The organism is Acidovorax sp. HMWF018 (genome assembly GCF_003061035.1).
Classification (GTDB): domain Bacteria; phylum Pseudomonadota; class Gammaproteobacteria; order Burkholderiales; family Burkholderiaceae_C; genus Acidovorax; species Acidovorax delafieldii.
In genome coordinates, this window is the sequence record NZ_QAIM01000586.1 from 1 (window position 1) to 11948 (window position 11948).

Consider the following 11948-nt stretch of genomic DNA (forward strand, 5'->3'; position numbering starts at 1 on the left):
GACAAGGTTTGCGCCAACACCTCCACCGGATAGGCAGCATGCTCCCCCAGCTGCGCCGCTGGGGCGCCCAGCTTCTCCGCCATTTCGCCCACCAACACGATCTTGCCCTGCAGGCTACCGGCGACGGTTCCATCGAGCACGCTGGCAGCCGACAGAATAGGGAAGGTGCCCGCTCCATCGCCAGCCACTTGCCAGCGGGGACGCAGCACGGCGCCTGCATTGGTGGCAACGTTCAGCCCTCCGAGCCGCAGCCCCGCAGGCGCATCCACCACGCGGATATCACCCAACCCCAGATGCAGGCTGTGTTGCGCCGCCAGCAAAGCCAGAGACGGCACCCCAACGCGGTCGTAGCGAAGAAGCAGTGGAACCTGGCGTACACGCCCATCCAGGTCAGCCTCTGCATACAAGTGCCCCACCCCAGCCGCCACCGCGCCCAACGACGGGATGGGGTGCTGCGCCGACTGCATCGGCGTTCCAGCAGCACCCGGGTCGGGCAGCGTGCTGCGACGCACGTACGATGGCAGGGGCGCAGCAGCCCCGCCAATTTCATAATACGAAGCTAGGAGCACGTTGCCCGCCCGCTGTATGGAGGCTGCCAGACGCGCATCGCCGTCGAGTACAGCTTCTGCCTCACCCACCACACGGCCGAGCTCGGCCGTCAGTGCGGTTCCCTCAGGCGCAGCGGCAAGGGTTTCGCGGATTTTCCTCACGTAACCCAGGCCCCTGTCGTTCTGGGGCTGTGTGAGCGGGGGGGTGTAAACAACGGTTTGGGCGCCAGCCGCTGATAGGCGATCGACCAGGCGCGCGTGGATGTCACGCGACCAGGGCCATGGCCCCAGAGTGGCCAAGCTGGCATCGTCGATGCCCACAATCACCACGTCGGCCAACGGGGCGGGGGACGAGGTGCGGATGGCGGCGTCGTAGAGCTTGTGTTCGAGTGACAACGATGCGCCCGTGACCGCACACAGGCCCGCTACGGCCAGTGCCACCAATCCGCCCCAAAAGCCATCGGTACGCCATCCATCCATCCGCCGCGCCGAGGTTTTTCGTCCCACTTGCTGTTATTCCACTCAGTATTGAGTGGGTTTAAAGCAATAACTGCGCCCATGCAGTCCAAGGGCCTTAGGACGTTGATAAGAGGAGATTTGGAGCGAATGGGCAGCGAGGGTGGAGTTGCGTGCCGTTCTTGTCACGCAACCCCAGGAGGGGACGCCAGCGCCATGCCATTTTTGTCACTCGCTGGCCTCAAAGAGGGGTGGCACCTCCGTGCGAGCCCCCGGGTTGCAACCCTCAGGTCGCGGATGCGCTGTTGGATCCCTTGCGCCAGAACTTGCCCACGCCCACCACCAGCGCGGCGCCCAGTGCGGCCGCTACATAATGCAACGCTGGGTGCGCCACTGCGTAGTCATGCAAGATGGCATCGCTGGCGATGGTTTCTCCACCCACCCAGCCGATCAGCGCGGCGCCGAGCACCACGATGACAGGGAAACGCTCCATGAGCTTGATCATGAGGGTGCTGCCGAAAATCACCAGCGGGATACTGATGGCCAAGCCCAACACCAGCAGCACCACGTTGCCCTGGGCCGCAGCCGCCACAGCGATCACGTTGTCCAGGCTCATCACCAAGTCGGCGATGAGGATGGTGCGGACGGCGGCCATCAGGCTGCCATAGGTTTTGGACTCGCCCTCGTCCTCCTCATCGTCGCTGAGCAGCTGAAAGCCGATCCACAGCAGCAGACAACCGCCCACGATCTGCAGAAACGACAGCTCCAGCAGCTTGGCAGCCACAACGGTTAGCAAAATCCGCAAGACCACGGCGGCGCCGGAGCCCCAGAACACGGCTTTCTTTTGCTGATGGGGGGGAAGGGACCGGGCTGCCAGCGCAATGACCACCGCGTTGTCACCCGACAAGATGATGTTGATCCAGACGATCTTCACCAGGCCGATCCAAAAATCGGCGCTTTGCAGAAACTCCATGACTGACTCCACTGTTATGAATGCAAGAAGCGCCCGGAACCGGGGTTCCGAGCGCTTCTCTTTTTGTAGGAGCCGCCAGTCTAGCGGTCTGTGCCGCGCCCCGCGTCCGTAATTGTGCTTACGGGCGGGACGGCGACAGCCCGCTTACTTCAGCTGGGCCTTGAGCAGCTTGCCCAGTTCCGAAGGGTTGCGGGTGATGATGAAACCCGACTCTTCCATGATGGCCAGCTTGGCATCGGCCGTGTCGGCGCCGCCAGAGATCAGCGCGCCAGCGTGGCCCATGCGCTTGCCGGGAGGGGCGGTCACGCCAGCGATGAAGCCCACGATAGGCTTCTTCATGTTGGCCTTGCACCACTGGGCGGCTTCGGCTTCGTCCGGACCGCCGATTTCGCCAATCATGATCACGGCGTCGGTGTCTGGATCGTCGTTGAAAGCCTTCATCACGTCGATGTGCTTGAGGCCGTTGATGGGGTCGCCACCAATGCCCACGGCGCTCGATTGACCCAGACCGACTTCGGTCAACATGGCCACGGCTTCGTACGTCAGCGTGCCCGAGCGGGACACCACACCGATACGGCCCTTACGGTGGATGTGACCGGGCATGATGCCGATCTTGATTTCGTCAGGCGTGATCAGGCCAGGGCAGTTGGGGCCCAGCAGCAGCGTCTTCTTGCCGCCAGCGGCTTCCTTGGCCTTCATCTTGTTGCGCACCATCAACATATCCTTGACCGGAATGCCTTCGGTGATGCAGATGGCCATGTCCAGGTCGGCTTCGACAGCTTCCCAGATCGCGTCCGCAGCGCCTGCGGGCGGCACATAGATCACCGACACGGTGGCACCGGTCTGCTGGGCGGCTTCCTTGACGGAGGCGTAGATCGGGATGTTGAAGATCGACTCGCCCGCCTTCTTGGGGTTCACGCCCGCCACGAAGCAGTTCTTGCCGTTCGCGTATTCCTGGCACTTTTCGGTGTGGAACTGGCCAGTCTTGCCCGTGATGCCCTGGGTGATGACCTTGGTGTCTTTGTTGATGTAGATCGACATGTGTGTTCTCCGGGCTTACTTGACGGCAGCAACGATCTTGGTCGCAGCTTCGGCCATGGTGTCTGCGGCAATGATGGGCAGGCCAGACTCGGCCAGCATCTTCTTGCCGAGCTCTTCGTTCGTGCCCTTCATGCGCACGACCAGCGGCACGTTCAGGTTCACGGCCTTGCAAGCGGTGATCACGCCGGTGGCGATGGTGTCGCACTTCATGATGCCGCCGAAGATGTTGACCAGAATGCCTTCGACCTTGGGGTTCTTCAGCATGATCTTGAAGGCTTCAGTCACCTTCTCGGGGGTGGCACCGCCTCCCACGTCCAGGAAGTTGGCCGGCTCGCCGCCGAACAGCTTGATGGTGTCCATGGTGGCCATGGCCAGGCCGGCGCCGTTCACCAGGCAGCCGATGTTGCCGTCGAGGCTGATGTAGGCCAGGTCGAACTTGGAGGCTTCCACTTCGGCTGGATCCTCTTCGTCCAGGTCACGGAAGGCCACGATTTCGGGGTGGCGGAACAGCGCGTTGGCGTCAAAGTTGAACTTCGCGTCCAGGGCCATCAGGTTGCCCTTGGAGTCGCAGTTCAGTGGGTTGATTTCCACCAGCGACGCGTCGGTGTCCATGTAGCACTTGTAGATCTTGGCGAAGATGTCTACGGCTTGGTCGATGGAAGCGCCGGTCAGGCCGATGGCGGCTGCCACCTTGCGGCTCTGCGCTTCGGTGATGCCGGTCAGTGGGTCGATCATCTCGGTGACGATCTTCTCCGGTGTGGAGTGGGCCACTTCCTCGATGTCCATGCCACCTTCGCTCGAAGCGATCAGGGCGACCTTCTGCGTGGCGCGGTCGGTGACCAGCGAGACGTACAGTTCGTTCTTGATGTCAGCGCCGTCTTCGATGTACAGGCGGCGGACCTTCTGGCCCTCAGCGCCGGTCTGGTGGGTGACCAGCTGCATGCCCAGGATTTCGCTGGCGCGTGCTTTCACGTCGTCGATGGTCTTGGCAACCTTCACGCCGCCGCCCTTGCCACGGCCACCGGCGTGGATCTGGGCCTTGACCACCCACACGGGGCCGCCGAGCTTCTGGGCTGCTTCCACGGCTTCTTGCACCGTGAATGCGGGAATGCCACGCGGAACGGGCACACCAAAATTGCGCAAGATTTCCTTGCCTTGGTATTCGTGAATCTTCATGAGGTCTCTCTCAGGGAAGGGTGGTAGTTACCCGTTTACCATGAACAGATGTCTGGCCGCGGGCTTGGGACATGGCAACCCGCGACTGTATCATGCTGCAACGCACCATCCTTGTGCCTGACTTACACCCTGGGTGGGCCTGGCGGCCTTCCCGCCCCCACTTCTATCCGGCAGACACTGCCATCTTTTTGCAGGAGCACCCCATGTCCAAAGTCTTTATTGATGGCGAAGCCGGTACCACGGGCCTGCAGATCCGCGAGCGCCTGCAGGCCATGCCGCAGATCGAACTGGTCAGCATCGCGCCTGAGCTGCGCAAGGACCCGGCCGCCAAGCGCGACCTGATCGCGGGGGTGGATCTGGTGGTGCTGTGCCTGCACGACGACGCTGCGCGCGACACCGTGGCGATGGTGGACGAGATCGAGCGCAGCTCGGGCCGCAAGGTCAAGGTGATCGATGCCAGCACGGCGCACCGCACTGCCAATGGTTGGGTGTACGGGTTTCCGGAACTCGCGGCAGCACAGACACAAGCGGTGCGCGACGCCACCCGCGTCTCCAATCCCGGCTGCTACGCCACGGGCGCGATTGCCATGCTGCGCCCGCTGGTCGATGCAGGCCTGATCCCGGCGGACTACCCTTTGAGCCTGCCTTCGGTCTCGGGCTACTCCGGCGGCGGCCGCACCATGATCGAAGCCTACGAGGCGGGCACCGCAGCGCCGTATGAGGCCTATGCGCTGGGCCTGTCGCACAAGCACATCCCCGAAATCTTGCGCTACACCGGGCTCACACGCCGCCCGGTGTTCATCCCTGCGGTGGGCAACTTCCGCCAGGGCATGCTGGTGCAGTTGCCGCTGCACCTGGACCTGCTGCCAGGAGCCCCCAAGGCCAGCGACCTGCACGACGTGCTGGCCAGCCACTACAGCCGCACCAACACGCCAGAACAATGGGTCAGCGTGCTGCCCCCCACCGACGATTTGAAGCTGGCCGCCGACACGCTGACCGACACCAACAAGCTGGAGTTGCGCGTGTTTGCCAACGAGCAGCACCGGCAGGCCGTGGTCATCGCGCGCCTGGACAACCTGGGCAAGGGCGCCAGTGGCGCTGCAGTGCAGAACCTGCAATTGATGCTGGGCGTGTAAACACCTCCGAGCGCATCAGGAAGCGGGGCCGACGCCCCGCCTGTTGGCATTGCGGTCAGCCCTCGTCAGGCGCATCGGCGCCCAGCACCGCGCGCCGCGCCACATCGCCTGAGAACCCCCGCACCAGCAAAAACCGCATGTGCTTGGCTCGGGTTTGCGGATCTGCGGCGGGCTCGCCAAACTTGCGGCGCCACACCTCGCGGGCACGCTCCAGTTCGCTGCCCTGCAGCTGGGCCACTGCTTGCTGCACAGCCTCTGCCCCCAGCCCCTTGGACTGCAGCTCCTGCCGGATGCGCGATGCACCCAGACGCCCTGCGCGCCGGTGCAACACCGACTCCACCACCCTGGCCTCGCTGATGAAGTCCTTGGCCTGCAGGTCGTCCAGCACAGCCCCCAGGTCTTCGCCCTCCTGCACATGCGGCGCGAGCTTGCGTTGCAGCTCGGCGCGCGAATGCTCCCGCTGGCTCAGCAGCCGCAGCGCACGGCCCTTGAGCGAGAGCGCAGTGAATCCCATGACCGATCCAAAGCTATAGTTTTGATAGCTGCGGGCGCATATGAAATGTGCGCCTGCAGGCTATTTGGCTTCAAAGAACCGAAAATCACTCGTCCGCAGCCGCTGCTGGGGCCTGCAGTGCGCCAGGCAGCAGCGCAATGCCCAGGCCTTCGCGCACCTTGTTCTCGATCTCGCGGGCCAGGTCGGGGTTTTCGCGCAAAAACTCGCGGGCGTTGTCACGGCCTTGGCCGATCTTTTCGCCGTTGTAGGCGTACCAGGCACCGCTCTTTTCCACGATCTTGGCCGTCACGCCCATGTCGATGATCTCGCCCTCGCGGCTGATGCCCTCGCCGAACAGGATGTCGAACTCGGCCGTCTTGAAGGGCGGGCTCACCTTGTTCTTGACCACCTTGACCTTGGTCTCGTTGCCGATGGCTTCGTCGCCCTTCTTGATCGTGCCGGTGCGACGGATGTCGAGGCGCACCGACGCGTAGAACTTGAGCGCATTGCCGCCGGTCGTCGTTTCGGGCGAGCCGAACATCACGCCGATCTTCATACGGATCTGGTTGATGAAGATGACCATGCAGTTGGTCTTCTTGATCGTGGCGGTGAGCTTGCGCAGCGCCTGGCTCATCAGGCGGGCTTGCAGGCCGGGCAGGGCGTCGCCCATCTCGCCTTCGATTTCGGCCTTGGGCGTGAGCGCAGCCACCGAGTCCACCACGATCAGGTCCACGGCGCCGGAGCGCACCAGGCTGTCCACGATTTCCAGCGCCTGCTCGCCGGTGTCGGGCTGGCTGATCAGCAGATCGGACAGCTGCACACCCAGCTTCTGGGCGTACTGCACATCCAGGGCGTGCTCTGCGTCGACAAACGCGCAGGTGCCGCCTTGCTTTTGCATTTCGGCAATCACCTGCAGTGTGAGCGTGGTCTTGCCCGACGATTCCGGGCCATAGATTTCGACCACACGGCCACGGGGCAGGCCGCCCACGCCCAGCGCGATATCGAGGCCCAGCGAGCCGGTGGAGACGACCTGGATGTCCTCGATCACCTCGCCTTCACCGAGGCGCATGATCGTGCCCTTGCCGAATTGCTTCTCGATCTGGGCGAGCGCGGCGGCCAGAGCCTTGGCCTTTTCCGTGTTCACGGGCAATGCGGGGTTGGTGCCTTTGACTGCGACGTCCATGAGAAACTCCTTGAAAAACAACAGGTTGGATGCTTGCATTGCTCTGCGATTAATCACAGACTGGATGCTTAAACAGTAGTTTATGCGAGCAATGAAATCCAGATAAAGCGATTTTTAGTCAGTTTGCCTGACAATATCGGATGCCCGATTTTTCTCCAGCCGCCCCCCTTGCCACGCCCGCCCCGGTGCCTGACGACCGCTGGCGCCAGACCCACCTGGGCCGCCTGATGGGCAGCGCCCTGCGCCGCTTCGACGCGCGGGTGCTGCAGCTCATGGCGCGCAATGTGGAGGTGCCGCTGGCGCTGTCCAACCTGGCGGCACGCGACCAGGTGACGGCTGCGCACGTGCACATCACCCGGCACCTGGCCTTGAAGGGCGACCGGCTGACCGACCTGGCCCAGCGCGCGGGCATGACCAAGCAGGCCATGGCCAACCTGGTGGACCAGTGCGAGGCCTGGGGGCTGGTCACGCGCGAGGCCGACCCGCTGGATGCGCGGGCGCGCCGCGTGTACTTCACGCCCACCGGCCTGGCGTGGCTGCAAGCGTTCCGGGATGCCGTGGCGCAGGCCGAGGCGGAGTTCCGCGCCGAGGTGGGACATGACGTGGCCACCGTGGTGGCCATTGGGCTGGAGGCCTATGCGGGCGGCGATACGGGTGCCTGAGCCCCCATCGGCTCGGCGCACGCCAGCAGCCATTCCCTGAAGCACTGCAGCGCGTGCAGCTGCGTGCGGCCTTCGGGGTAGCAGAACCAGTAGCCCACATCACTCCGGTAACCGCCGCGCAGGTCGGCGTCGGGCAGGGGCTCGCGCACCAGGCCTGCCGTGATTTCATCCTGCACCAGGCAGCGCGGCACCAGCGCCAGGCCCATGCCCGCCATCACGGCGCGGATCATGGTCTGGAACTGGTCGAACTGCGGCCCGGCCAGCGGGTCGATGAGGCCCTCCACCCCGTGCGTCTCGCTCCAGCGCAACCACGCCTCGGGCACGGTCACGTGGCGCAGCAGCGTGTAGCGGGCCACATCGCGCGGTGTGCGGATGGGCCAGTCGGCCACCTTGGTGCGGGGAGCGATCAGCGCCACCTCGTTGCCCGTGATGTGGTGGGCGTGCGCGCCGGGCCAGTGGCCGTCGCCGAACAGGATGGCGCAGTCCAGTTCGGGGCGGGTGAAGTCGTAGCTGTGCACATAGGGCACAAAGTGCAGCGTGATTTGCGGGTGCTGCTGCTGGAACTGCGGCAGGCGTGGGATGAGCCATTTGGCCGCAAACGTGGGCAGGCTGGACAGGTGCAGCGCCCCCCCACCGTCATCGCTGGTGATCAACTCCAGCGTGGCGGCCTCCAGCTGCGCCAGCACGCCACGCACCGCCTTTTCGTAGCGCTCGCCGGCGGGGGTGAGCGCCAGGCGCTTGCGGCTGCGTTCGAACAGCGGCACGCCCACCCAGGTCTCCAGTTCCTTGACCTGTTTGCTGACCGCGCTTTGGGTGAGGTGCAGGGCCTCGGCCGCGCGGGACACCCCGCCGAACCGCGTCACCGTGGAAAACGCCCGCAGCAGGTGAACGGGTGGCGAGAGGCGGCGAAGGGATGACATAGTAAGTAATCAAATCATTCCAAATGGGAATGTTATCAGGCATATCCATTGCTTGGTAGAGCGCATTGAATCCTTTAACCTCAATGCAACCCATAGGAGAAATGCCCATGCAACGCCGTCACCTGCTCTCAGCGCTGGCCGCCGTATCTTTCGCTCCCGGAATGTCTTTGGCACAAGAGGGCAAGCCCCTGCGCATCATCGTTCCGTTCCCGCCCGGGGGCGCCACGGACATCACGGCCCGCAGCCTGCAAGAGTCGCTGGCGCGCATCCTCAAGCAGCCCGTGGTGCTGGAAAACCGGGGCGGCGCAGGCGGCTCCATCGGCATGGCCGAAGTCGCCCGCGCGCCCGCAGACGGCCTCACCCTGGGCGTTGCCACGCTGTCCACCCATGGCGTGAACCCCGCCGTGTACACCAAGCTGCCCTACCACCCGACCAAGGACTTCATCGGCGTGACCGAGATCGTCAAGGCCCCGGGCGTCATCGTGATCAACCCGGCCGTGGTGCCCGTCAAGGACTTTGCGGAGCTGGTGAAGTACCTCAAGGCCAACCCCGGCAAGGTGTCCTACGCCACCCCCGGCAACGGCACCATCGGCCACATGTGGGGCGAGCTGTTCAAGAGCAGCACCGGCACCTCCATGGTGCACATCCCCTACCGTGGTGCAGGCCCGGCCATCAACGACGTGCTGGCGGGCCAGGTGGCGGTGTACTTTGACCAGGTGGCTTCGTCGCTCCCGCACGTCAAATCGGGCAAGCTCAAGGCGCTGGCGGTGTCGTGGCCCGAGCGGCTGGATGTGTTGCCCGATGTGCCCACCTACGCAGAACTGGGCTACAAGCAGGCCAACGAGCCTTCATGGTTTGGCCTGGTGGCCCCTGCGGGCACGCCCCCGGCGGCGGCAGAGCGCATCCAGCAAGCCGTCGCCCAGGCCCTGAAGGAGCCCGCCGTGCGCGAACGCCTGGCGGGACAGGGCCTCTACCCCTCGGGCACCACACCCAAGGAATTCACGGCCCAGATCGCCAGCGAGATCGACAAGATGAAGCGCGTGGCGGCCTACGCCAAGGTGGTGCTCGACTGACCTGATTTCCCCGGGCCCTGGGCCCGGGGACGGCCACAGCTGGGATGGTGAGACAACGCAGGCAAGTCTGCTTCCCGGGCCTGCTCAAGGCCTCAGGGATAACCATAGTCACATCCCGGTCTGGGCGGCTAGGCCAGCCGCCCTCCTTTGCGCACACTCTGCCTATGCATGCAGCCTTGAAACTGATCCACCACCGCTTCCAGCAGGCCCAGCCCGGCGTCACCGGCTCGCCGGGGCTTGCCACACAACCCTCCAGCACCGCCACCGTCACTGCGGTGCCCGGCAGCACACCGCTGGTGCTCGACTCCCCCCACAGCGGCACCCGGTACCCCGACGACTTTGGTTCCGCCCTAGACCTCGCCACGCTGCGCCGGGCCGAAGACACGCACGTCGAAAAGATCTACGCCTTTGCCCCCGCGCTCGGCGTGGCCTGGGTCGAGGCCCACTTCCCCCGCATCTACCTGGACGCCAACCGCGATACGACCGAGCTGGACACCAGCCTGCTCGATGGCGACTGGCCCGACCCCATCTCCACCGACCCCAAGGTGCTCAGCAAGGTGCGCCTGGGCAAGGGGCTGATCTGGAAGTTCACCGACCAGGGCGAACCCATCTACCAGCGCCAGCTCACCGTGGCCGAGGTGCGTGCGCGCATCGACCGCTGCTGGCGCCCGTACCACGCCGCCGTGGCCCAGGCCATTGACGCCGCCCATGCGCGCCACGGCTACAGCATCCACCTCAACTGCCACTCCATGCCCGCCGTGGCCGGGCGCTTTGCCACCGAGTTTCCGGGGCTGGAACATGCCGACTTTGTGGTGGGCGACCGCGATGGCACCACCGCCAGCCCGGCGTTGTCGGCACTGATCTGCGAGCACCTGCGCGCATGCGGCTACAGCGTCGAATACAACCACCCCTACAAGGGCGTGGAGCTGGTGCGCCGCTACGGCAACCCCGCGCAGCACCGCCACAGCATCCAGGTCGAGATCAACCGCAAGCTCTACATGGACGAGCAGACGCTCGCCCAGATGCCCGAGGGCATGGCGCGGCTGCAGGCGGACCTCAAGACCCTGGTGCAGAGGCTGCTGGCACACGATCCGCGCTGAGCACCCGACGCAGGCCCGGCGGGCTCAGGCCACCAGCGTGGAGACCCCTTCGTAGAGCAGGCCCATGCTCTCTGCCGTGGCGATGTTGCTGTGGGCCAGGCCCGCGCGCGAACCATCGAGTGCGACCACCGACATGGCCTGAAAGCCCGCGTCCTGGCCGTTGTGCAGCAGCCAGCCCGTGCCGTGCGCCGCATGCACCAGCCAACCCAGGCCATAGCGGCCTGCGGGGGCGTGCCCCAGGTCCTGAAGACCCTTCACGTAGCTGCGCGGCAAGGGGGTGGCGTCGCCGCGCAATGCCCGCAGATGCCACTGCAGCCACCGCGCGTCCTCCTCCACCGTCAGGCTCACGGCGCCTGCCGGGTCCAGGACCTCCAGCCACACACGTTCCGGCGCCTCGGCCAGGGGCAGGGGCTGCAGCCGCCCGTCCAGGATTTCATGCCCGGCGGGCTGCTGGCTGCCCGCACGCATCGGCTCTCCCACAAAGAGCGAAAGGCCCAGTGGCTGGGCCACGCGCTGGCGCAGCAGATCCGCCCACCCCAAGCCCGTGGCCGCGCGCAGCATGCGGGCCGCCAGCGCATAGCCTGCATTGGAGTAGGCAAAGCCAGGGTCCGCGCCCGTCCCGCGAACGGGCGGCTGGCGCAGCAGCCACTGCAGGAAGAACGCCTCTGCCTCCGCAGGTTGCTGCCAGCGCGCCAGCACCTCAGGGCCCACTGCATTCACGAACAGGTCCACGTCTTCAATGGCTGAAAAACCCATCACCCCGGCGCGATGGTCCAGCAGGTCGCGCAGCGTGATCTGCTGGTAGGCGGGCAGGGCGCTCTGCGCCAGCTCGGGCAGCGTCTGGGCCAGCGTGCTGTCCCAGCGCAGCAGGCCCTGGTCAACCACACTCGCGGCCGCGCAGGCCGTCATGGCCTTGGTGTTGGAGCCGATGGCCATCAGGTCGCCGGTGGCCAGGGGCGCATTGCCACCCAGGCGGCGCAGCCCCGCGACGGCTGTGCGGACCTGGCGCGGGTCCGCCCACCCGGCTGCGGCACCCACCACGCCCTGCTTCACCAGCCCTTGGGCCAGGGTCTGCACCCGCTTGTGGGCTTCCCGGGGGCCGTCGTCGTCGCCACCGCCGCAGGCGGTGAGCACGCCGCCTAGCGTGGACAGGCCTGCGGCGGTGGCGACGACGACGGCCCCCGGGA

The 11948-nt window shown here is 65.5% G+C and carries 12 protein-coding genes; 4 read left to right on the plus strand and 8 right to left on the minus strand.

The window, feature by feature from the left end:
- The 4 genes from DBR23_RS24895 to sucC all read right to left on the minus strand — a co-directional run.
- The coding region (locus DBR23_RS24895; RefSeq protein WP_146191442.1) for a CHASE2 domain-containing protein at positions 1–1055 on the minus strand (1055 nt) is incomplete at its 3' end.
- Positions 1056–1290: 235 nt separating this feature from the next.
- A complete protein-coding gene (locus DBR23_RS24900) occupies positions 1291–1977 on the minus strand; it encodes a TerC family protein (protein WP_056056608.1) in 687 nt (228 codons plus the stop codon).
- 144 nt (positions 1978–2121) lie between these two features.
- On the minus strand, positions 2122–3018 hold the full coding sequence (gene sucD / locus DBR23_RS24905) for a succinate--CoA ligase subunit alpha (protein ID WP_056056609.1): 897 nt from the start codon (positions 3016–3018) through the stop codon (positions 2122–2124).
- A gap of 15 nt (positions 3019–3033) precedes the next feature.
- A complete protein-coding gene (gene sucC, locus DBR23_RS24910) occupies positions 3034–4194 on the minus strand; it encodes an ADP-forming succinate--CoA ligase subunit beta (protein ID WP_099731765.1) in 1161 nt (386 codons plus the stop codon).
- A 203-nt stretch (positions 4195–4397) separates the two neighbouring features.
- Here sucC and argC point away from each other — a divergent pair, with 203 nt between their 5' ends.
- Positions 4398–5330, plus strand: a complete 933-nt coding sequence (gene argC, locus DBR23_RS24915; protein WP_108499914.1) for an N-acetyl-gamma-glutamyl-phosphate reductase — start codon at positions 4398–4400, stop codon at positions 5328–5330.
- 55 nt (positions 5331–5385) lie between these two features.
- On the opposite strand, the gene recX is transcribed toward argC, so the two are convergent.
- Together recX and recA are read right to left on the minus strand one after the other, a co-directional pair.
- Entirely contained in the window at positions 5386–5844 is a 459-nt protein-coding gene (recX, locus tag DBR23_RS24920) for a recombination regulator RecX (RefSeq protein ID WP_108499912.1), read from the minus strand.
- Between the two features lie 85 nt (positions 5845–5929).
- Positions 5930–7006: a recombinase RecA gene (gene recA, locus DBR23_RS24925; protein ID WP_056057577.1), complete on the minus strand. Its 1077-nt coding sequence runs from the start codon at positions 7004–7006 to the stop codon at positions 5930–5932.
- 140 nt (positions 7007–7146) lie between these two features.
- Here recA and DBR23_RS24930 point away from each other — a divergent pair, with 140 nt between their 5' ends.
- Complete coding sequence (locus DBR23_RS24930) at positions 7147–7668, plus strand: MarR family winged helix-turn-helix transcriptional regulator (RefSeq protein ID WP_108499913.1); 522 nt, start codon at positions 7147–7149, stop codon at positions 7666–7668.
- On the opposite strand, the gene DBR23_RS24935 is transcribed toward DBR23_RS24930, so the two are convergent.
- Positions 7641–8588: a LysR substrate-binding domain-containing protein gene (locus DBR23_RS24935; RefSeq protein ID WP_056742806.1), complete on the minus strand. Its 948-nt coding sequence runs from the start codon at positions 8586–8588 to the stop codon at positions 7641–7643. The two genes, DBR23_RS24930 and DBR23_RS24935, sit on opposite strands and share 28 nt — an antisense overlap.
- 107 nt (positions 8589–8695) lie before the next feature.
- Between DBR23_RS24935 and DBR23_RS24940 the strand changes: the two genes are divergently transcribed.
- Both DBR23_RS24940 and DBR23_RS24945 read left to right on the plus strand, forming a co-directional pair.
- A complete protein-coding gene (locus DBR23_RS24940; protein ID WP_056057580.1) occupies positions 8696–9661 on the plus strand; it encodes a tripartite tricarboxylate transporter substrate binding protein BugE in 966 nt (321 codons plus the stop codon).
- A 164-nt stretch (positions 9662–9825) separates the two neighbouring features.
- On the plus strand, positions 9826–10761 hold the full coding sequence (locus DBR23_RS24945) for an N-formylglutamate amidohydrolase (RefSeq protein WP_056056618.1): 936 nt from the start codon (positions 9826–9828) through the stop codon (positions 10759–10761).
- A 24-nt stretch (positions 10762–10785) separates the two neighbouring features.
- Here DBR23_RS24945 and DBR23_RS24950 read toward each other — a convergent pair.
- On the minus strand, positions 10786–11948 hold a 1163-nt coding region (locus DBR23_RS24950; protein ID WP_108499915.1), incomplete at its 5' end, for a serine hydrolase.

What these genes read in the sequence shown, in the direction of transcription:
- DBR23_RS24900 (WP_056056608.1), bottom strand. Translation starts at nt 1,977, where the DNA reads ATGGAGTTTCTGCAAAGCGCCGATTTTTGGATCGGCCTGGTGAAGATC.
- sucD (WP_056056609.1), bottom strand. Translation starts at nt 3,018, where the DNA reads ATGTCGATCTACATCAACAAAGACACCAAGGTCATCACCCAGGGCATC.
- sucC (WP_099731765.1), bottom strand. Translation starts at nt 4,194, where the DNA reads ATGAAGATTCACGAATACCAAGGCAAGGAAATCTTGCGCAATTTTGGT.
- argC (WP_108499914.1), top strand. Translation starts at nt 4,398, where the DNA reads ATGTCCAAAGTCTTTATTGATGGCGAAGCCGGTACCACGGGCCTGCAG.
- recX (WP_108499912.1), bottom strand. Translation starts at nt 5,844, where the DNA reads ATGGGATTCACTGCGCTCTCGCTCAAGGGCCGTGCGCTGCGGCTGCTG.
- recA (WP_056057577.1), bottom strand. Translation starts at nt 7,006, where the DNA reads ATGGACGTCGCAGTCAAAGGCACCAACCCCGCATTGCCCGTGAACACG.
- DBR23_RS24930 (WP_108499913.1), top strand. Translation starts at nt 7,147, where the DNA reads ATGCCCGATTTTTCTCCAGCCGCCCCCCTTGCCACGCCCGCCCCGGTG.
- DBR23_RS24935 (WP_056742806.1), bottom strand. Translation starts at nt 8,588, where the DNA reads ATGTCATCCCTTCGCCGCCTCTCGCCACCCGTTCACCTGCTGCGGGCG.
- DBR23_RS24940 (WP_056057580.1), top strand. Translation starts at nt 8,696, where the DNA reads ATGCAACGCCGTCACCTGCTCTCAGCGCTGGCCGCCGTATCTTTCGCT.
- DBR23_RS24945 (WP_056056618.1), top strand. Translation starts at nt 9,826, where the DNA reads ATGCATGCAGCCTTGAAACTGATCCACCACCGCTTCCAGCAGGCCCAG.